The sequence below is a fragment of the Cupriavidus sp. 05N38 genome (genome assembly GCF_056397345.1).
Map to the genome: position 1 here is coordinate 39,322 of NZ_JBFTNF010000067.1, position 18,446 is coordinate 57,767.

The following is an 18,446-nucleotide window of genomic DNA, read 5'->3' on the forward strand; positions in this document are numbered from 1 at the left end:
AGACAACATGACCGAAGCCTTTATCTGCGACGCCATCCGCACCCCCATCGGCCGCTACGGCGGCAGCCTGTCCGCGGTGCGCGCGGACGACCTGGGCGCGGTGCCGCTCAAGGCGCTGATGGCGCGCAACCCGAACCTGGACTGGTCCGCCATCGATGACGTCATCTACGGCAACGCCAACCAGGCCGGCGAAGACAACCGCAACGTGGCGCGCATGTCGCTGCTGCTGGCCGGCCTGCCGCAAAGCGTACCGGGCGCCACCATCAACCGCCTGTGCGGCTCCGGCATGGACGCCACCGGCACCGCCGCGCGCGCCATCAAGTCCGGCGAAGCCGGCCTGATGCTCGCCGGCGGCGTGGAAAGCATGAGCCGCGCCCCGTTCGTGATGGGCAAGGCCACCAGCGCGTTCTCGCGCGACGCGCAGATCTTCGACACCACCATCGGCTGGCGCTTCATCAACCCGGCCATGCGCGCGGCCTACGGCGTGGACTCGATGCCCGAGACCGCCGAGAACGTCGCCACCGACTACAAGATCAGCCGCGAAGACCAGGACCTGATGGCCATGCGCAGCCAGGAAAAGGCCTCGCGCGCGCAGGCCAACGGCACGCTGGCGCAGGAAATCACCGCCGTGACGATCGCCCAGAAGAAGGGCGACCCGCTCGTGGTGGACCGTGACGAGCACCCGCGCGCCACCAGCATGGAAGCGCTGGCCAAGCTGCGCGGCGTGGTCCGCGCCGACGGCACCGTGACCGCCGGCAACGCCTCGGGCGTCAACGACGGCGCCTGCGCCATCCTGCTGGCCAGCGAAGCTGCCGCCAAGCAGCATGGCCTGACCCCGAAGGCACGCATCGTCGGCATGGCCACCGCCGGCGTGGCGCCGCGCGTGATGGGCATCGGCCCGGCGCCGGCCACCCAGAAGCTGCTCAAGCAGCTCGGCATGACCATCGACCAGATCGACGTGATCGAGCTGAACGAAGCGTTCGCCGCGCAAGGCCTGGCCGTGCTGCGCGAACTGGGCGTGGCCGACAACGACGAGCGCGTCAATCCCAACGGCGGCGCGATCGCGCTGGGCCACCCGCTCGGCATGAGCGGCGCCCGCCTGGTCACCACCGCCATGTACCAGCTGCACCGCACCGGCGGCCGCTTCGCGCTGTGCACGATGTGCATCGGCGTGGGCCAGGGCATCGCCATGGTGATCGAGCGCGTCTGATCGCTGCAGTCTTGCCGCGCGCCCGCGGACGTTACCGGCGCAAGTTCCGGTATCGGCCGCGCCATCAGCGAGATGCTGCTGGCCGACGGCGTGACCCAGGTGGTCAATGTCGACTATGTCGCCCCCGCCTGGTCCCACCCGAACATGACCTTCTTCCAGGCTGACCTGACCGACGCCGCCGCGACCCGCGCCGTGGCCGAGCAGGTGGTCTCGCGCTTCGCCGTCACGCGGCTGGTCAACAATGCCGGCGCCACGCGCCCCGGCACTGCCGACACCGCCCGCGTCGAAGACCTCAACTACGTGGTCGGGCTGCACCTGCAGGCCACCATGCTGCTGACCCAGGCCTGCCTGCCCGCGATGCGCGCGGCGGGTTTCGGCCGCATCGTCAACATGGCGTCGCGTGCCGCGCTGGGCAAGCCCGAGCGCGTGGTGTATTCCGCCACCAAGGCCGGCCTGATCGGCATGACCCGCACGCTGGCCATGGAACTGGGCGGCGACGGCATCACCGTCAACGCCGTGGCGCCGGGCCCGATCGCCACCGAGCTGTTTCGCAACAGCAACCCGGACGGCAGCGAGCAGACCAAGCGCATCCTGGCCAGCATCGCGGTCAAGCGCATGGGCACGCCGGAAGACGTCGCGCGCGCTTCGATGTTCTTCCTCTCGCCGGAGAACGGGTTCGTGACCGGCCAGGTACTCTACGTTTGTGGTGGCACCACGCTTGGCGTCGCCCCCGTGTAAGCCCGGGGCGTGGGCGCGGCCAAGGTGCCGCGGCGTCATCACGCCGAAGCAGTTCATCAGTCAATAACTAAAATGACGGCCCGGGCCACGAGCGCGGGCCGATAAGCGATTTATCCTGGAGCAAACATGAAATCCGATTCCCAAGCACGCACCCCGCACGCCAATACGCGCCGGCGCCTGCTGGCTGCTGGCGTGGCGCTGGCAGCGACCTTCGCCGGCGTGACCGGCAGCGCCTTCGCCCAAGGCACCTACCCGACCAAGCCGATCACCCTGATCGTGCCGTTCTCGGCAGGCGGTACCACCGACATCCTGGCCCGCATCGTCGGCCTGCAACTGGGCAAGGCGCTCGGCCAGCCCGTGGTGATCGACAACCGTCCGGGCGCTGGCGGCAATATCGGCGCATCGCTGGCGGCCAAGGCGCCTGGCGACGGCTACACGCTGTTCATGGGCACCATCGGTACCCACGCCATCAACCAGTCGCTGTACTCCAAGCTGCCGTACGACCCGGTCAAGAATTTCGCGCCGATCTCGCGCGTGGCCATGGTGCCGAACCTCGTGGTGGTCAATCCCAAGGTGCCGGTCAACAACATCAAGGAACTGATCGCCTACGTCAAGGCCAACCCGGACAAGCTGTCGTACGGTTCGTCGGGCAGCGGTTCGTCGATGCACCTGTCGGGCGAGCTGTTCAACTCGATGACCAACCTGCACATCCAGCACGTGCCGTACAAGGGCAGCGCCCCCGCGGTCAACGACCTGCTGGGCAACCAGATCGGCCTGATGTTCGACAACATGCCGTCGTCGTACCCGCACGTGAAGGCTGGCAAGCTGCGCGCCATCGCCGTGACCTCGGCCAAGCGCTCGCCGGCCCTGCCGAACGTGCCGACCGTGGCCGAATCCGGGGTGCCGGGCTATGAAGCCACTTCCTGGTTTGCGCTGTACGCCACGGCCGGCACGCCGCAACCGATCGTCGACCGCCTCAACGCCGAAGTGGTGAAGATCCTGGCGATGCCGGAAGTGAAGAAGCAGATGGCGGACCAGGGTGCGGAGCCGCATCCGGAGAAGCCGGCGCAACTGGCCGCGTTCATGAGCGCCGAGACCGCCAAGTGGGCCAAGGTGGTGAAGGCTTCCGGCGCGACGGTGGACTGATCCGCCAGCTGTCCTGCCGTTTGTCCAGCCCGCGGTCGGGGACAACAGTCCCCGCCGCGGGTTTGTCATTTGTGCGCGCCCGATGCCCGGCAGCAGGACGAAAAAAAGCCCGCGGGCAGCGCGGGCTTAATTCCGGCCCATGATCTGGGCAGGAGGAGACAACAAACAACAGAAGAGCGTCAGGGACGCATGCCCCAGATGAGGCTGTATCTCAGACGAGGCTGTATTTGACGACCTGTTCTTCAACGCCGACAAAGCGCACCAGCTGCCGCAAGCCGCTGGCATATTCCTTGATGTGGTGGCCTTCGGGCGTATCCGGCAGGCGGTAGTACACGGGTGTGGATGCTGCCGGTGGAGGCTGTGCCGCCGGCCTGGCGGCGTCGGCTTCCCACGGGACATCCCGGTCTTCGGCGAAATCTGCTTGTCCTTGCATGGACCACTCCTGATCGATGGATTCGCATGCCATGCGCCGCGGCCGAATAGCGGTCCCAGGCATGCAAAAGATGACTATGTCTGCAAATGTATTGCAGTCGATCGGAAAATGCCATTTCGCATTATTTAACTCTGGTCCGATCTTTGCTTCAATTTGTCATAGGCCATGCAATTAACGGCCTGGATTGCGCGGCATTGAGGCTGGCTGGCATCGATCCGGCCCGGCGGCCGGCGGCGGAGTCTGCGCGCGAGCGGCTATGCGCTACCATACGCGCTCGCCATCCCGGCCATGCGGCTCGCCGGCTTCATATTGCCGGACCGCCTCCACGTCACGCCTTCTTGCATGTCCGTTCAGCACGCACTCCTGACTTCCCTGCTGGAAAAGCCGTCCTCCGGCTACGAGCTGGCACGCCGTTTCGACCGTTCGATCGGCTATTTCTGGCATGCCACGCACCAGCAGATCTACCGCGAGCTGGGCCGCATGGCGGAAAGCGGCTGGATCGCCGCGGAGGAAGGCGAGGGCGACGCGCGCAACCGCAAGAAGGTGTATTTCGTGCTGCCGCCGGGGCGCGACGAACTGGCGCGCTGGGTGCTGGCGCCAACCGCCGGGCTCGACCAGCGCGACGAGGTCCTGGTGAAGCTGCGGGCGGACGCGGTGATCGGCCCGCTTGGGCTGGCGCCTGAAATGGCGCGCCTGATCGGCTTGCACCGCGAGCGCCTGGACACTTATCGCAAGATCGAAGCGCGCGACTTTTCCGACGCCGAGCCGACGCGCGCGCAGCAGTTGCAGCATGCGCTGCTCAAGCGTGGCATCCGCTACGAAGAGGGCTGGGTGGAGTGGGCCGAGGAACTGCTGCCGCTGCTGGAGCAGGGCGGCGCGGCCTGAGAGGGCGCGCGCGGCCCGGCGCGCAAGGCGCCGGGGCCGCGCGGTGACAACGGATCAGGCCAGGTCGGCCGCGGTCGTGGCGGGCGCCGTTTGCGGGGCCAGGCCGAGCCGGCGGCGCGCGAGCGCGTATTCCTCGGCGAAGCGGCGCACCAGCTCGGCGGCAGGCACCACGCGCTTGATCGCGCCCACGCCCTGGCCGGCGCCCCAGATGTCCTTCCATGCCTTGGCGCTGCCCGAACCGAAGTTCATCTTGGACGGATCCGATTGCGGCAGGCCTTCCGGATCGAGCCCCGCATTGACGATGCTCTGGCGCAGGTAGTTGCCATGCACGCCGGTGAACAGGTTCGAGTAGACGATGTCGGACGCGCTGCTGTCCACGATCATCTGCTTGTAGCCGGACTGCGCGTTGGCTTCCTCGGTGGCGATGAAGGCCGAGCCCACGTAGGCCAGGTCCGCGCCCGCGGCCTGCGCCGCGAGGATGCCRTCGCCGCTGGCGATGGCGCCCGACAGCAGCAGCGGGCCGTCGAACCACTCGCGGATCTCATGCAGCAGTGCGAACGGCGACAGGACGCCGGCATGGCCGCCGGCGCCGGCTGCCACCGCGATCAGGCCGTCCGCGCCTTTCTCGATGGCCTTGCGCGCGAAAGCGTTGTTGATGATGTCATGCAGCACGATGCCGCCATAGGAATGCACGGCGTCGTTGACTTCCTTGCGCGCGCCCAGCGAGGTGATGACGATGGGCACCTTGTAGCGCACGCACAGTTCCAGGTCGTGGTCCAGGCGGTCGTTCGACTTGTGCACGATCTGGTTGACCGCGAACGGTGCCGACGGCCGGTCGGGGTGCCTGGCGTCATGCTCGGCCAGTTCGGTGGTGATGCGGTCCAGCCAGTCGTTGAGCACCGGGCCCGGGCGTGCGTTCAGCGCGGGGAAGGAGCCCACCACGCCGGCCTTGCACTGGGCGATGACCAGGTCGGGGTTGGAGATGATGAACAGCGGCGAGCACACCACCGGCAGGGAAAGGCGGTTCTGGAGGATGGCGGGAAGGGACATGGCGATCAGCGCAAGGTTAGGTCAGTGGAGCGGAGCGGAAAGAATCCGGAATTGAAGGAATGCGGCGGCAAGCGGCGCGGGTCCGGCGCGTCAGGCGCCTTGCAGGGCTGCCTTCTGGCTGGCCAGGCGCGCGCCCATGGCGGCGGCAAGCGCGTCGAGGCCGCTCTTGGGGCGCACCATGACTTCGAAGTCGTCGATCTTGCCGTCCGCGTTGAAACGGATCATGTCGATGGCCTTGACGGACTTGCCGTCCACCTTGGCGCTGAACTCCAGCACCACGCTGTGGCCGTCGTCGCTGACGAAGCAGCGGTGGTAGCGGAAGTCCTGGAAGACCTGGTTCACGGTCTCCAGCACCATGCGCAGCGCGACGCGTCCCGGGTAGGGCGTGTGCGCCACCGGCGAATGAAACACGACATCGTCGGCGACGATGCTGTCCAGCTCGGCCATCGAATGGGTGGCGATCATCCGATGCCAGGTGGCCAGCGAGGCTTGCGCCGCTGTGCTCAGGGCTGCTTGGTTCACGGTGTCTTCTCCGGGTTGGCCAAGGGCGCGCGCGGCGCCTCGGCATCGTTCTTCAGCGTTGTCTGCAAGCTTGCTATGCAACCAGTTGCATAGCAATGCAGTGAAAGGTAGCAGCCCGGGCGCGCAAATGCAACAAGGCGCGGTGGCAGTGCCGCTCAAATGCCCGCCGCAGGCGTCGTGCGCTGCGCTTGATGCGCGCTTGCGGGCGCCGCGGGGCTCGGTCTTTTGTGGCGATTTGTCTACAATACGGCCATTGCCGCAACCAACGCAGGAGCGCGCGTGAAGACCAACATGAGCGCCGACGGGCTGACTTCCGCCCTCTTCGATGCGGACCTCGACGCCTGGCGCAACCAGCCGGAGCGCGCCTTCGACGGCTGGCTTGCCCGCCACGGCTTTCGCCAGGGCACCGCCGTGGTCTACCGGTCCATGTGGGGCAAGCTGCTGCGCTGGTCGGGCGAGCGCGGCGTGGCGCCGCTGGCCTGGTCCGCCGAGCAGATCGGCGCCTTCCTGGACGAGCAGGACCTGCACAAGCACCACCGCTACCGCTACGCGCGCCTCATCGAGCGCGTGTTCCATCACCTGTCGCAACTCCAGGATGGCTTGCACAACCCCGCCAGCCAGGCCGTGCGCGCACATCTCGCCGAAGGCGAGAACGATCCCACGGCCTTCCTGCTGCCCGCCGAGCGGGACATCCTGATCGCCCGCGTGCTTGCTCCGGCGGCCGCGTCGCCGTTGACGGATGGCAAGGACGGCAAGGACAGCGGTATGCCTTCGCCCACCCAGTGGAAACGCGCGCGCGACGCCGCGCTGGTGGCGGTGCTGCTGGGCGCTGGCCTGAAGGTCGGCGAAGCGCGCATGCTGCGCACCGACAGCATCGAGGCGGATGTCTCTGTCCTGCGCCTGGTGCGCGCCGACAACGGGCGCGCCTATGCGGCGCCGGTCTTCCCCTTCGCCCGGGCGGCGGTGCTGGCGTGGCTGGAAACCCGCGCGGCCTCTGGCACGCACGGCGACCTGGTATTCCCGGCAATGCCCAGCGGCCGGCCCCTGCACGCGGCTTCGCTATACCGCCGCGTGGAGATCCTGCTCGACGAGGCCGGCGTGCTGGCGGAGCGCAGCGAACGGGCTTCGCCGCAGACGCTGCGCAATACCTGCTGCGCGCTGCACTTCGAGGCCGGCGCGAGTCCCGCCGAGGTCGCCCAGCGCCTGGGCATGCGTGACCTGGAATCGGGCTGGCGCCTGCGCACCGCTTTCGAGGCCTGGCAGGCTCGTGCCGGCCTTGTGCCCGCACAAAATCCTGCCACCGCCCCGGGCGCGCCGGACTTGGCCTGATATGCTTAGCCGTCACTTCCGAGGCGCCGGCCCGGCCTTGGTCCGGCTTCCGGGGCAGCTTGTGCGCGACGGGCACGACCGGAGCCACTGCAGCGCCTTTTTAGCCACTTTCATAACCTTATCGATGAATCGCCATGTCTGAAACACTGCTGCTCACGGGAGCCACCGGTTATATCGCCTCGCACACCTGGGTTGCCTTGCTCGAGGCCGGCTATCACGTGATCGGCCTGGATAATCTCTGCAACAGCAATCGCGTCGTGGTCGAGCGGCTGGCGCAGATTACCGGCCAGCGCCCGCATTTTGTGGAAGGCGACGTGCGCGACCGCGCCCTGCTGGACCGCTTGTTCACGGAACACCGGATCTCGGGGGCGATTCATTTCGCGGCGCTCAAGGCCGTGGGGGAATCGGTCAGCAAGCCGCTCGATTATTACGACAATAATCTCAATGGCCTGCTCACGCTGTGCTCGGCGATGAACGCGGCCGGCGTGAAGCAGCTCGTGTTCAGCTCGTCCGCCACGGTTTATGGCAATCCGCACACGGTGCCGATCCTCGAGGACTTCCCGCTCTCGGCCACCAATCCCTACGGCCAGACCAAACTGATGAGCGAACAGATCCTGCGCGACCTGGAGCGCGCCGACCCGGCATGGCGCATCGCTTACCTGCGCTATTTCAATCCGGTGGGTGCGCATGAAAGCGGGCTGATCGGCGAAGACCCGGGTGGCGTGCCCAATAACCTGATGCCTTATGTAGCGCAGGTGGCCGGCGGCCGACGCGAGAAGCTGATGGTCTATGGCGGCGATTATCAGACCGGCGACGGCACCGGCGTGCGGGACTACATCCACGTCAGCGACCTCGCGGACGGCCACCTTGCCGCGCTGGTCTACCTGCGCGACAAGCAGCAGTGCCTGACCGTCAACCTGGGTACCGGCCGGGGCTACAGCGTGCTGGAAGTCGTGGCGGCCTACCAGCGCGCCAGCGGGCGTCCGGTGCCGTACGAGATCGTCGCGCGCCGGCCCGGCGATATCGCCGCGTGCTATGCGGATCCGGCGCTGGCGCAGTCGCTGATCGGCTGGCGCGCCAGGCACGATCTCGACCGCATGTGCGTGGATTCGTGGCGCTGGCAGTCCATGAACCCGCTGGGTTTCGCCGGCTGAGCGGTCTGGCGCTGCTCAGGCAGCAAGTAAAACGGCCGGGCATTAGCCCGGCCGTTTTACTTCGCGCGAGGAAAACCCCGATCTCAGCCGATCTCAGCCGATCAGGAAGTCGTCGATATTCTTGCCGGCGGCCAGCGCCTGCGTCAGCCAGCCCGGACGCTTGCCACGGCCGGTCCAGGTATTGCCCGCGCTGTCGCGGTAGCGTACCGGCACCTTGCGGGTGGCCTTCTTGCTGGCGGCCGGCTTGGTACCGAAGCCGAGGTCGTCGGCGGTCAGKCCATATTGYTCRATTTTCTCGCGAATATCGGCGATSACGGWRGCYTGCTCGCGYGCCTTGATTTCCTCGGCCTGCTTTTGGAGTTCGCTGATTTTTTGAACAATTTCCTGATAAGTCGCCATTACGAGCCTCGATTTACTGGGTTAGCGGGTGAGAGTGAGACGATTATAACGGCGCCCGGCGATTCTGCATATGCCCGTGCCGGCGGAAAAGAGAATTCTGATAAATCGATGCCGAAGCCCAATTAATGAACTTCCGTGCGAATCGCAGGTCACCGTGCACCCGGGATTTGTCGCGGTCGCGCTGCGCGGCCGGAAAATCCACGCGCCGGCCATTTGCATTGTTTTGCCGGGCAATCGGAAATAACCCTCGCCGGCGTATTGGCGCACGCCGGCGAGTGCGTTTGCTGCAACAATAGCGGCCTCATTGCAAATCAGGCTCTCCCGCGCATCATCATTGCCATGTCATCCGATCTCACCGACACCGCAGCCAACATCCCCGCACGCCTTGTCCCCGTGGAACTGGCCAAGGCCTACCGCCTGCTGAACCACGGGCCCGTGACGCTGGTGACCAGTGCGCACGGCGCCAGGCGCAACGTGATGGCCGCCTCCTGGGCCATGCCGCTCGATTTCCAGCCGCCCAAGGTGGCAGTCGTCATCGATGCGCGCACCCTCACGCGCGAACTGGTGGACGCGTCCGGCGAGTTCGCCCTGAACATTCCGGCGCGGCCGCAGGCCGCCGCCACGCTGGAGGTCGGTTCGCACTCCGGCCGCGAGGCCGACAAGTTCGCGGCCGCAGGCCTGGCGACATTTCCTGCCCGGGAAATTGCCGCGCCGCTGCTGGCGGGATGCCTGGCATGGCTTGAATGCCGGGTGATTCCCGAGCCGCATAATGCCGCGCGCCATGACTTGTTTATTGCCGAGGTGGTTGCTGCCTGGGCCGACTCCGCCGTATTTTCCAACGGCCGATGGCATTTTCCGGATAGCGAGTGCCGTTCGATACACTATCTGGCCGGCGGGGCATTTTTTGCCACAGGCGAGGCGTTCCAGGTCGAAACGGGAGGGGGCGGCTGAGCCGCGTGCCGCGCACGGCACCTTGCTCAAGGATTCTCGCGGGCTCGCCGTTATCTGCCCTGAGCGGGTCGCAGGGGTGTCGATCCGCCGGGCCGGGGCCGGAGGAGGCCCCGCGCGTTCCTTACCGTATCGGGTGCTTCATGTCTTTCCATAACAATATCCAGATCAAAACCTTGCTGCGCGGCGCAATGGCCGTGCTGTCGCTACTGCTCGTGCTCGTCGGCGCGGCCGGCCTGTACGGTATGTCGCACAGCAATGACGCACTCCAGGAGACCTACGGTAACCAGCTGGCCTCGGCGCAGGCACTGAGCGAGACCATGCTTGGCACCACCCGCATGCGCCTGGCGCTGGACCGTGGCGTGATGCCGGGCGAACCCGGCGACGGCAAGGTGGCGGTGGACCGCTCGATGGTCTTCATCGACAGCGCCGAAGCTGCCTGGAAGCGTTATGCCAGCCTGCCGCAGAGCGCGGAGGAAAAAACGCTGGCGGATGATCTGGAGCGCAAGCGCCGCGATTTCATGGAAAAGGGCATCAAGCCCCTGCAGAAGGCGCTGCTGGAGAACAACGCGGAGCAGGCGCTGACGATCGCCAAGAAGGAACTGCCGGATATGCAGCGCAGCATGGCAACGGCCTATGAAGCCCTGCAGGGGTACCAGATCCGCACCGGCGAGTCCAACTTCAATGTCTCGCAGACCCGCTTCGAGCGCGTGCGCATGCTGTCGTTCGCGCTGGTCGTGGCCGGCCTGCTGGTGGCCGCGCTTTGCACGGCGGCCCTGCACCGGGCCATCGTGCGGCCGGTGGAGGAGGCGCTGTCGGTGTTCGAACGCATCGCCGCCGGCGACCTGACTTCGCGCATCGTCAATGTGTCGCGCAACGAAGTCGGACGCATGATGCAGGCGCTGTCCGCCATGCAGGACAGCCTGTCGAATATCGTGTCGCAGGTGCGCGGCGGCACCGATTCGATCGCTTCGGCCACCAAGCAGATCGCCACCGGCAACCTCGACCTGTCCCAGCGCACCGAGGAGCAGGCCTCCTCGCTGGAGCAGACCGCCGCCAGCATGGAAGAGCTGACCACGGTGGTGCGCCAGAATGCCGACAACGCGCGCCAGGCCGGCGTGCTGGCCGGCGACGCTTCGCAGATCGCCCTCAAGGGCGGCAACGTGGTGGGCCGCGTGGTCGATACCATGAACGAGATCAGCGGCTCGTCGCGCAAGGTGGTGGAGATCATCGGCGTGATCGAGGGCATTGCCTTCCAGACCAATATCCTGGCGCTCAATGCCGCGGTGGAAGCCGCGCGCGCCGGCGAGCAGGGCCGCGGGTTCGCCGTGGTGGCAGGCGAGGTGCGCAGCCTGGCGCAGCGCTCTGCCGCCGCCGCGAAGGAAATCGAGGCCCTGATCAGCGAGTCCGGCCAGCGCGTCGAAAGTGGCACGCGGCTGGTGGCGGAAGCCGGCCAGACCATGGGCGAGATCGTCGACGCGGTCAAGCGCGTCACCGACATCATGAACGAGATCAGCGCGGCGTCGCAGGAGCAGACCAGCGGCATCGAGCAGGTCAACCAGGCGGTCACGCAGATGGACGAGGTCACGCAGCAGAATGCCGCGCTGGTCGAGCAGGCAGCGGCCGCGGCGGGTGCGCTGGAAGAGCAGGCGCAGAAGCTCGACGGCGTGGTGTCCRTGTTCCGGCTCTCCGGYGGCCAGGCCGCCGCGGCGTCCGTGGYGCGGGCAAGCGCGCCGGTTGCGCGTGTTCCGGTGACTGCGGCAGCCGCGCCCCGGCGCCAGCCTGCCACGCCTGCGCGACAGCGCAAGGCGGTCCAGCGCGTGGCGCCGATGGTGCGTCCGCAGGCCCTCGGGGCCGGCGCCGGCGGCGACGACTGGAGCGCGTTCTGAGCCATGGCGGTGCGCTTGCAGCCGTTTTCCTTTTCGGGGAAGGCCGCGTGATGCGATGATGCGGGTCTCGCGCCCGCGTAGATCTCTTCGTCGCGCCATTTTCGCCCCCAATTTTTGCGCAGCTTGCTTATTGACATGAGTGCTAGCCTTCTGCTGCTCGCTGCCCTCTCCGGCCTCGCGGTCGGATTGGGCATTCGCCCAGCCAAGCCGGACCGGGAGCTGGCGCGCGGCCCCGCCAGGACGCTGCATTGGGCGTTCCTGCTGCTGTCGCCTGCCTCCGTGGGCCTGCCGCTATGGGTCGCCCTGGGTTCCGGCAGCCTGCGCGTGACGCGCGAGGTGTCGCAGACCGCGGCGGCCCTGGCCGTGACCGCCGCGCTGACGCTGGCGGTTCCCTGGCTGCGCCGCAAGCTGCCGATGCTGCGGGCCGGAGCGTTGCTGGGCATGCTGGCCGGCGCCGGCGTGGTGGTGGCCGCGGGGGCCCGCCTGAGCACCTTGTGCAGCGACACGTCGCGCCGCACCGCCCTGTGCGGCGATGCGGGCATCGTCATGCAGCCAGCCTGGCTGGCCATGGGCGCGCTGCTGGCGTTGCCGCTCGGTTTCTTCTGGCTGCGCCGCGCCAACCTGCGCGGCTGGCGGCTCGCCAGCGCCAATGGCTACGGCGCGCCCGATGCCGGCGGGCTGGAGGACATGCCGGACGAACCGCCCGTGGGCACGTCCAGCGGCGGCGCCATGCCGGTGCGCCGCCGGGGCCGCATCCCGGGCCGCCTGACCGTGCGCACGACCGCGCGCGGACAGGGCACGGTCGGCGAGTACAGCGTCAGCACCGACCTGCCGGACCGCGCCGCGTTTGCGCGCTGGCTCGACCAGTCGATCGCGCAGGCGCGGCTGGAAGAGACCGGCTGCGCCGTGCTGCTGGTGCATATCGCCGATTTCCGCGAAGTCGACGAAGTCTTCGAGGTACGGGCTGACGATATCCTGGCCCAGGATGCCGGCGCCCTGGCGCAGGCCGCGCTCGAGCCACACGATTTCCTCGCGCGCCTGGCGCGCGACGAGTTTGCCGTCGGCGTGCCCGAACTGGTGCATCAGGGCCGCGCCAATGAGCTGGGTTCGCGCCTGCTGGGTTCGCTGGCGGAGTTTGTCGCCGCCCGCGGGCTGCAGATGCAGATCGGGGTGAACATCGGCATCGCCATCTACCCGCGCGACGCCCAGACCTCCGAAGCCCTGATGCAGGCCGCGCGGGTGAGCCTGAGCGAAGCGCGCGAAAGCGGCTCCAACCAGGTGCGCGTGTTCAATTCCGCGGCCGGCGAGCGCGCCCGGCGCATGCGCGTGATCCGGCGCGACCTCTGGCTGGCGATCCAGGACGACGGCCTCTCGCTGCAGTACCAGCCCAAGTTCGACGTGCGCCAGCGCACCGTGGTGGGCGCCGAGGCGCTCTGCCGCTGGCGCCACCCCACGCTGGGGCAGGTCAACCCGGCCGAGTTCATCACCGTGGCCGAACAGTCCGGGCAGATCGACAAGCTCGACGACTGGGTCATCGCCACGGTCTGCAAGCAGATCCGCCAATGGCAGGACGCCGGCATCCCGACCGTCCCGGTGGCCATCAATGTCTCGGGCCTGCGCTTTGCCAGCCGCGATTTCCCGCAATACCTGCTGGAGCAGATCCACCAGCACGACATCCCGCCGTCGGCGGTCACGCTGGAGATCACCGAGACCGCCGCGATGAAGGACATCGCGCAATCGCTCGAGACCCTGGTCGAGCTGCAGGCGCTCGGCATCCATGTGGCGCTCGACGATTTCGGCAGCGGCTACTCCAGCCTGGGCTACCTCAAGCGGCTGCGCGTGGGCACCCTGAAGATCGACCGCACCCTGATCGGCGGGCTCGACATGGACGCGCAAGGACGCGCCATCGTCGGCTCGATGGTGGCGCTGGCGCATGAACTGCGCATGCGCGTGGTGGCCGAAGGGGTCGAGTCGAGTTCGCAGCTCGACATCCTGGCCGCCATGGGTTGCGACGAGGTGCAGGGCTACCTGCTGTCGCATCCGCTCGACGCCGGCAGCTTCGCCGGTCTGCTGGCGGGCGCCTGAACCGCCAAGCGGCAGCGCTGGTGTCTTGCGTGCTTGTGCCGCTGAGCGCCGCTCAGCGCCGCGGCGTGTACGGCTCGGGCAGCGAGCCACCGGGCGGGAACAGGGCCAGCACGCGGGTGAAGCACCCGCTCTCGGGCACCAGCAGGGCAAAGCGGGTCTCGCAGTGATGTCCTGTCACTGCGCCCAGGCGCCGCAACTGCTCGCTGCATTGCACCAGCGACGGCAACCCGCGCGGCAGGTAGATGCTGGCCAGCAGGGCCTCGGGCTCGATGCGCGTGCGCCCGTGGAAGCGCGCCAGCTGCATCAGCAACGCATCGGACATGCAGGACTCGCTGCTGGTATCCAGGTGCAGTGCGAGGCCGAGCGCGTCGCGGCTCGCCAGCGTCTGCACATCGCGCCACGACAGCGGCATCGGGCCGTCTCCCAGCACCGGCGCGAACAGCACCGAAGCCAGTAGCTCCAGGGTGTGCGGCAACGCCTGCGCGGTGGTCGGCACGATCGGCCCGCAGCCGGTGGCCGCGGCAGCGGTGCCATCGACCAGCACGGTGAGCACCAGCCGCTCGGGGTGGCGCAGCGAACGAAGGCGCTGTGCCAGCGTCGCGCCGATCTGCCGCTCGGCGATGACGATCTGCGCATCGGCCGGCTGGCGCGGGCGCCGCGACAGCCATTGCAGCCGACCGTCAAAGTCAGGCAAGGACGCCAGCAACACGTCCGGTGCCCCCTGCACGAGCACCGTGAGCTTGTCGGGCTGGCGCGCGTCGGGAGATTCCCGCTGGTTCCACGGGGGGGCTGGCAAGTTCGACATATGACGTTCCGATGGCTTTGCGGTGCCCGTTCGCGGTGACGCAGGCCTTCGCCTTGGCCGTCCAGGAGCGCGGCGCGGCTTGGAGCGGGCGCCGTAGTATGCCGGCTCAGCGACAAGCTGCTGCACCCCATGCAGGTAGGGTAAGCGCAATTCTGGCGATCGGTTAGGGCTGATGGACGGGGCATGGCCGCTGGCGCAACCGCGGCGCGATGGCCAGCCGTGATGATCGGTCGCCGGCACGCGCATCGGGCCTACGGATTTCGCCGCCGCTGCCGATATGCCCCGAGAGGGGCGCCGTTTGCACCGGCCATGCCGGCTTGCGCGCGGCGCCTGCTTCAGCCTCGTCGCCGGCGCGTGCGAAAACGCGCGCGGCGACCGCCGGGCCCACGCCGCCCGGGGCAAACGAACACTGGTCCACCGCGCCAGGCAGCGCGCCCGTGGGCTCACCATCGTGCTGTCAACGGAGCCGCCATGTCTTTGCCTCATATCCTTGTCGTCGACGATTCTCCCTCCCTGCGCCGCATGATCGGCGCCTGCCTGCGCGCGGGCGGCTACGTCGTCACCGAAGCCGCCGATGGCGACGAGGCGCTGGCCCAAGCGCGGCAGGCATCCTTCGGCATGCTGGTGACCGACCAGGTCATGCCGGGCACCGATGGCCTGACCCTGATCCGCACGCTGCGGGCCACGAGCGCCTATGCCGCCATTCCCATGCTCATGCTCACCACCGAGGTCGACAGCCACGTGCGTGAGCAGGCACGCGAGGCCGGCGCATCCGGCTTCCTGGCCAAGCCGTTCGATCCCGATCAGCTGATGGAAGCCGTCGGGGCGCTGCTGGACCCCACCAAAGTAGGGTGAATGCATCGGTATTGTTACCCTTCAGCCACGTCCCCGGCTGCCGTTAAGCAGTAAACGATATTCGTGCCTCGGCGCCCGCCGGGTCTCGGCCAGGCTGCCCGCCCGCGGGCGGGCCGGCCGTGGCTTTGGTCGCACCGCAGGGCCGGACTTGGCAAGCGGGAGCCAGTAAATGAAGAACGGGATCAAGACGGAAGGCGCAGGCGAGGAATTCCTCGCCTTCAGGCTGGGTGGCGAGGAGTACGGCATCGACATCCTCAAGGTGAAGGAGATCCGTGGCTACGAGAACGTCACGCAGATCGCCAACGCGCCGGAGTATCTGAAAGGCGTGATCAACCTGCGCGGCATCATCGTGCCGATCATCGACCTGCGCATCAAGTTCCGGCAGGCCAAGATCGACTATGACCAGTACACGGTCGTGATCATCGTCGAGCTGCACGAGCAGACCACCGGCATCGTGGTCGACGGCGTGTCCGACGTGCTGWCGCTGGGCGCCGGCGAGATCCGGCAGGCGCCGCAACTTTCCGGCGAGACGGAGTACATCCGCGGCATCGGCTCGGTCGAGAACCGCATGCTGATCCTCGTCGATATCGAGAAACTGCTGGACACCGAAGAGCTCGCGGCGCTTGAAGCAGCCGTGGCCGCCTGACGCGGCAGCGATCCACGCCAGCCCGATCCACGCAGTTTTTCCACACATGCGAAACAACCAGCCAGTAACGAACCGCGAGTACAAGCTCTCGCCCGACGACTATCTCATCTCCCGGACCGACCTGAAGGGGCGTATCACGTTCGCCAACCGCGCCTTCATCGAGGTCAGCGGCTTCGCGGCGGAGGACCTGCTCGGCGCGGCGCATAACCTTGTGCGCCACCCCGACATGCCGCCCGAAGCGTTTGCCGATCTCTGGCAAACCATCCAGGCCGGCCGCTCCTGGGTTGGCATCGTCAAGAACCGCCGCAAGGATGGCGATTTCTACTGGGTGAACGCCACGGTCACGCCGACCGTGATCGACGGCCAGCTGGTGGGCTATACCTCCGTGCGCGCCACGCCGCAGCGCGAACAGGTCGAGGCGGCCGAGGCAGCCTATGCCCGCCTGCGCGAAGACCAGGGCCGCCGGCTGACGGTTCGCGACGGCGCCGTGGTGCGCCGTGGCCTGCCCGGCCTGATCGGCAGCCTGCGCAAGTTCTCCCTCAGGCGCCGCATCCTGGTGTCGCAGGCATCCGGGCTGGTGTGGTTCCTGGCCGCGCTGGTGGCATTCGAGCTGCTGGCGGGCGATGCTGGCGCGAGCGCGCTGCGGCCATGGCTGTGGAGCGGCTTCGCGCTGGCGGTGGCGTCATCGTTCATCGCTGGCTCGCTGTTGCTGGCACGGGTGAACCGGCCGGTACGCGACATGCTGGACTTCGCGCTGCGCATGGGCGCCGGCGACCTCACTACGCACCTGGAGTACCGCGCGTCCGACGAGGTGGGCGCACTGGCGCGCGCCATGCGCACCATGCAGCGCAGCCTGCTTTCGGTGGTCGGCGAGATCCAGGAAGGCATGTCGAGCATCTCCTCGGTCACACGCCAGGTAGCCGCGGGCAACAGCGACCTGTCGCAGCGCACCGAGCAGCAGGCGGCCTCGCTGGAAGAGACCGCGTCGAGCATGGAAGAGCTGACCAGCACCGTGCGCCAGAACGCCGACAACGCGCGCCAGGCCACCGGGCTGGCGGCCAATGCCTCGGAGACCGCGGTGAAGGGCGGCGAGGCAGTGGGCCGGGTGGTGCAGACCATGGACGAGATCACCGAGGCCTCGAAGAAGATCGTCGACATCATCGGCGTGATCGAAGGCATTGCCTTCCAGACCAACATCCTGGCCCTGAACGCCGCGGTGGAAGCCGCGCGTGCCGGCGAGCAGGGCCGCGGCTTTGCCGTGGTGGCCGGCGAGGTGCGCGGGCTCGCGCAGCGCAGCGCCAACGCCGCCAAGGAAATCAAGACCCTGATCGGCGAGTCCGAAGCGCGCGTGGCCAATGGCTCCGCGCAGGTGGACCAGGCCGGCAAGACCATGGGCGAGATCGTGCAGGCAGTCGAGCGCGTGACCGGGATCATGAGCGAGATCAGCGCGGCCTCGGCCGAGCAGAGCTCGGGCATCGAACAGGTCAACGAAGCCGTGGCGCAGATGGATCAGGTGACGCAGCAGAACGCGGCACTGGTGGAGCAGGCCGCGGCCGCGGCGGGTTCGCTCGAAGACCAGGCCGCGCGCCTGCGCGACACGGTGGCCACATTCCGCGTCAGCCTGCGCCCGGAGGCGCGGCCCGTGCGTGCGCGCCACGAGCCGGCGCCGGGTGAACATAGGCTGGCGCGAGCCTGAGGTGCGCAGGCTGCGGGGCCGGGCATCGTGCAGGCAAGTCAGGGCAAGCGAGTAGCAGGCGAGTAGCAGGCAGTGCATTGAAGTAGCCGGCAATACTTGGACGGCCAAGGCAGACCGCCCGGCACCGGCCCAGTGTCTCCGGCTGAGGCAGTCAGTCTGAAAACATCTGTTCTAGAAAATAATAGCGCCCGCCGTCTGCGCTCGCCGGCATCCGCCGGCCCGGACAGGCAAGGCGCCTGGTCAAGTCATTCAGAGAAAAGAGGTAGTCGGCATGCAATGGTTCAATCAGCTGCGCGTCACGACCAAGCTGGTCGTTGGCTTTCTGGTCGTGTCGCTCATCGGCGCTGTGATGGGTCTGCTCGGCGTCATCAACATGGGTCGCATGGCCGACTGGACGGGCAAGATCTACCACGGCGACCTGCAGGCGCTAAAGAGCGTGCAGGGCGCCAATATCGACCTGCTCTATTCCAGCCGCGCGCAGATCGCGCTGCTGTCCGCATCGACGATGGGCGAGCGCGCCGCCGAGAAGGATCAGATCGAAAAATCGCTGAACGCGCTCGAAGAGCGCGTGAAGGGTGCGCGCTCCATGTTCACGCAGCCCGAAGGCCAGGCCTTGGTCAAGCAGATGGACACGCTGCTGCCGGCCTACCATCAGC

18 protein-coding genes are annotated in these 18,446 nt (G+C 67.7%); 13 read left to right on the forward strand and 5 right to left on the reverse strand.

Annotation, left to right across the window (positions count from 1 at the left end):
* Positions 1 to 7 precede the first annotated feature (7 nt).
* The 3 genes from pcaF (at position 8) to AC1DK4_RS33635 (ending at position 3,094) form a co-directional block, all read left to right on the forward strand.
* Positions 8 to 1,210, forward strand: coding sequence for a 3-oxoadipyl-CoA thiolase (pcaF, locus tag AC1DK4_RS33625; RefSeq protein ID WP_441650209.1), 1,203 nt, complete (start codon positions 8 to 10; stop codon positions 1,208 to 1,210).
* A gap of 3 nt (positions 1,211 to 1,213) precedes the next feature.
* Positions 1,214 to 1,948 carry an SDR family NAD(P)-dependent oxidoreductase gene (locus AC1DK4_RS33630; RefSeq protein ID WP_477132046.1) on the forward strand — a complete coding sequence of 245 codons (735 nt, stop codon included), beginning with the start codon at positions 1,214 to 1,216 and terminating at the stop codon, positions 1,946 to 1,948.
* 126 nt (positions 1,949 to 2,074) lie between these two features.
* A complete protein-coding gene (locus tag AC1DK4_RS33635; protein WP_441621901.1) occupies positions 2,075 to 3,094 on the forward strand; it encodes a Bug family tripartite tricarboxylate transporter substrate binding protein in 1,020 nt (339 codons plus the stop codon).
* Positions 3,095 to 3,305: 211 nt separating this feature from the next.
* On the opposite strand, the gene AC1DK4_RS33640 is transcribed toward AC1DK4_RS33635, so the two are convergent.
* Positions 3,306 to 3,527 carry a hypothetical protein gene (locus AC1DK4_RS33640; protein WP_441621903.1) on the reverse strand — a complete coding sequence of 74 codons (222 nt, stop codon included), beginning with the start codon at positions 3,525 to 3,527 and terminating at the stop codon, positions 3,306 to 3,308.
* Between the two features lie 342 nt (positions 3,528 to 3,869).
* Here AC1DK4_RS33640 and AC1DK4_RS33645 point away from each other — a divergent pair, with 342 nt between their 5' ends.
* Positions 3,870 to 4,412, forward strand: coding sequence for a PadR family transcriptional regulator (locus tag AC1DK4_RS33645; protein ID WP_441650210.1), 543 nt, complete (start codon positions 3,870 to 3,872; stop codon positions 4,410 to 4,412).
* A gap of 54 nt (positions 4,413 to 4,466) precedes the next feature.
* Here AC1DK4_RS33645 and AC1DK4_RS33650 read toward each other — a convergent pair whose 3' ends face one another.
* Together AC1DK4_RS33650 and AC1DK4_RS33655 are read right to left on the reverse strand one after the other, a co-directional pair.
* On the reverse strand, positions 4,467 to 5,462 hold the full coding sequence (locus tag AC1DK4_RS33650; protein ID WP_441650211.1) for an NAD(P)H-dependent flavin oxidoreductase: 996 nt from the start codon (positions 5,460 to 5,462) through the stop codon (positions 4,467 to 4,469).
* A gap of 90 nt (positions 5,463 to 5,552) precedes the next feature.
* Positions 5,553 to 5,927 carry a nuclear transport factor 2 family protein gene (locus AC1DK4_RS33655; RefSeq protein WP_441622005.1) on the reverse strand — a complete coding sequence of 125 codons (375 nt, stop codon included), beginning with the start codon at positions 5,925 to 5,927 and terminating at the stop codon, positions 5,553 to 5,555.
* A 348-nt stretch (positions 5,928 to 6,275) separates the two neighbouring features.
* Between AC1DK4_RS33655 and AC1DK4_RS33660 the strand changes: the two genes are divergently transcribed.
* The gene (locus AC1DK4_RS33660) at positions 6,276 to 7,313 is read left to right on the forward strand and encodes a tyrosine-type recombinase/integrase (protein ID WP_441650222.1); all 1,038 of its coding nucleotides are present in this window, start codon (positions 6,276 to 6,278) and stop codon (positions 7,311 to 7,313) included.
* 134 nt (positions 7,314 to 7,447) lie between these two features.
* The gene (gene galE / locus AC1DK4_RS33665; RefSeq protein WP_441621909.1) at positions 7,448 to 8,467 is read left to right on the forward strand and encodes a UDP-glucose 4-epimerase GalE; all 1,020 of its coding nucleotides are present in this window, start codon (positions 7,448 to 7,450) and stop codon (positions 8,465 to 8,467) included.
* A gap of 93 nt (positions 8,468 to 8,560) precedes the next feature.
* Here the strand turns inward: galE and AC1DK4_RS33670 are convergent, their stop codons facing one another.
* Positions 8,561 to 8,866 carry an H-NS histone family protein gene (locus AC1DK4_RS33670; RefSeq protein ID WP_477132042.1) on the reverse strand — a complete coding sequence of 102 codons (306 nt, stop codon included), beginning with the start codon at positions 8,864 to 8,866 and terminating at the stop codon, positions 8,561 to 8,563.
* 339 nt (positions 8,867 to 9,205) lie between these two features.
* On the opposite strand from AC1DK4_RS33670, the gene AC1DK4_RS33675 reads away from it, so the two are divergent.
* The 3 genes from AC1DK4_RS33675 (at position 9,206) to AC1DK4_RS33685 (ending at position 13,788) form a co-directional block, all read left to right on the forward strand.
* Complete coding sequence (locus AC1DK4_RS33675) at positions 9,206 to 9,817, forward strand: flavin reductase family protein (protein ID WP_441650223.1); 612 nt, start codon at positions 9,206 to 9,208, stop codon at positions 9,815 to 9,817.
* Between the two features lie 140 nt (positions 9,818 to 9,957).
* Entirely contained in the window at positions 9,958 to 11,703 is a 1,746-nt protein-coding gene (locus tag AC1DK4_RS33680; RefSeq protein WP_477132043.1) for a methyl-accepting chemotaxis protein, read from the forward strand.
* Positions 11,704 to 11,838: 135 nt separating this feature from the next.
* On the forward strand, positions 11,839 to 13,788 hold the full coding sequence (locus tag AC1DK4_RS33685; RefSeq protein ID WP_441650213.1) for a putative bifunctional diguanylate cyclase/phosphodiesterase: 1,950 nt from the start codon (positions 11,839 to 11,841) through the stop codon (positions 13,786 to 13,788).
* Between the two features lie 52 nt (positions 13,789 to 13,840).
* Here the strand turns inward: AC1DK4_RS33685 and AC1DK4_RS33690 are convergent, their stop codons facing one another.
* Positions 13,841 to 14,593, reverse strand: coding sequence for a hypothetical protein (locus AC1DK4_RS33690; protein ID WP_441650214.1), 753 nt, complete (start codon positions 14,591 to 14,593; stop codon positions 13,841 to 13,843).
* 471 nt (positions 14,594 to 15,064) lie between these two features.
* On the opposite strand from AC1DK4_RS33690, the gene AC1DK4_RS33695 reads away from it, so the two are divergent.
* From AC1DK4_RS33695 to AC1DK4_RS33710, 4 genes are all read left to right on the forward strand, one after another.
* A complete protein-coding gene (locus AC1DK4_RS33695) occupies positions 15,065 to 15,448 on the forward strand; it encodes a response regulator (protein ID WP_441621919.1) in 384 nt (127 codons plus the stop codon).
* Positions 15,449 to 15,617: 169 nt separating this feature from the next.
* On the forward strand, positions 15,618 to 16,094 hold the full coding sequence (locus AC1DK4_RS33700) for a chemotaxis protein CheW (protein WP_477132044.1): 477 nt from the start codon (positions 15,618 to 15,620) through the stop codon (positions 16,092 to 16,094).
* Between the two features lie 46 nt (positions 16,095 to 16,140).
* Positions 16,141 to 17,790: a methyl-accepting chemotaxis protein gene (locus AC1DK4_RS33705; RefSeq protein WP_441650215.1), complete on the forward strand. Its 1,650-nt coding sequence runs from the start codon at positions 16,141 to 16,143 to the stop codon at positions 17,788 to 17,790.
* A 271-nt stretch (positions 17,791 to 18,061) separates the two neighbouring features.
* Positions 18,062 to 18,446 (forward strand): MCP four helix bundle domain-containing protein (locus tag AC1DK4_RS33710; protein ID WP_477132045.1); only part of this gene is annotated, 385 nt, incomplete at its 3' end.

Bases quoted from the DNA above. Each gene is read 5' to 3' on its own strand.
- AC1DK4_RS33685 (WP_441650213.1), top strand. From the start codon at position 11,839: ATGAGTGCTAGCCTTCTGCTGCTCGCTGCCCTCTCCGGCCTCGCGGTC.
- AC1DK4_RS33705 (WP_441650215.1), top strand. From the start codon at position 16,141: ATGCGAAACAACCAGCCAGTAACGAACCGCGAGTACAAGCTCTCGCCC.
- AC1DK4_RS33690 (WP_441650214.1), bottom strand. From the start codon at position 14,593: ATGTCGAACTTGCCAGCCCCCCCGTGGAACCAGCGGGAATCTCCCGAC.
- AC1DK4_RS33695 (WP_441621919.1), top strand. From the start codon at position 15,065: ATGTCTTTGCCTCATATCCTTGTCGTCGACGATTCTCCCTCCCTGCGC.
- AC1DK4_RS33660 (WP_441650222.1), top strand. From the start codon at position 6,276: ATGAGCGCCGACGGGCTGACTTCCGCCCTCTTCGATGCGGACCTCGAC.
- AC1DK4_RS33640 (WP_441621903.1), bottom strand. From the start codon at position 3,527: ATGCAAGGACAAGCAGATTTCGCCGAAGACCGGGATGTCCCGTGGGAA.
- AC1DK4_RS33635 (WP_441621901.1), top strand. From the start codon at position 2,075: ATGAAATCCGATTCCCAAGCACGCACCCCGCACGCCAATACGCGCCGG.
- pcaF (WP_441650209.1), top strand. From the start codon at position 8: ATGACCGAAGCCTTTATCTGCGACGCCATCCGCACCCCCATCGGCCGC.
- AC1DK4_RS33655 (WP_441622005.1), bottom strand. From the start codon at position 5,927: ATGATCGCCACCCATTCGATGGCCGAGCTGGACAGCATCGTCGCCGAC.
- AC1DK4_RS33675 (WP_441650223.1), top strand. From the start codon at position 9,206: ATGTCATCCGATCTCACCGACACCGCAGCCAACATCCCCGCACGCCTT.
- AC1DK4_RS33645 (WP_441650210.1), top strand. From the start codon at position 3,870: ATGTCCGTTCAGCACGCACTCCTGACTTCCCTGCTGGAAAAGCCGTCC.
- galE (WP_441621909.1), top strand. From the start codon at position 7,448: ATGTCTGAAACACTGCTGCTCACGGGAGCCACCGGTTATATCGCCTCG.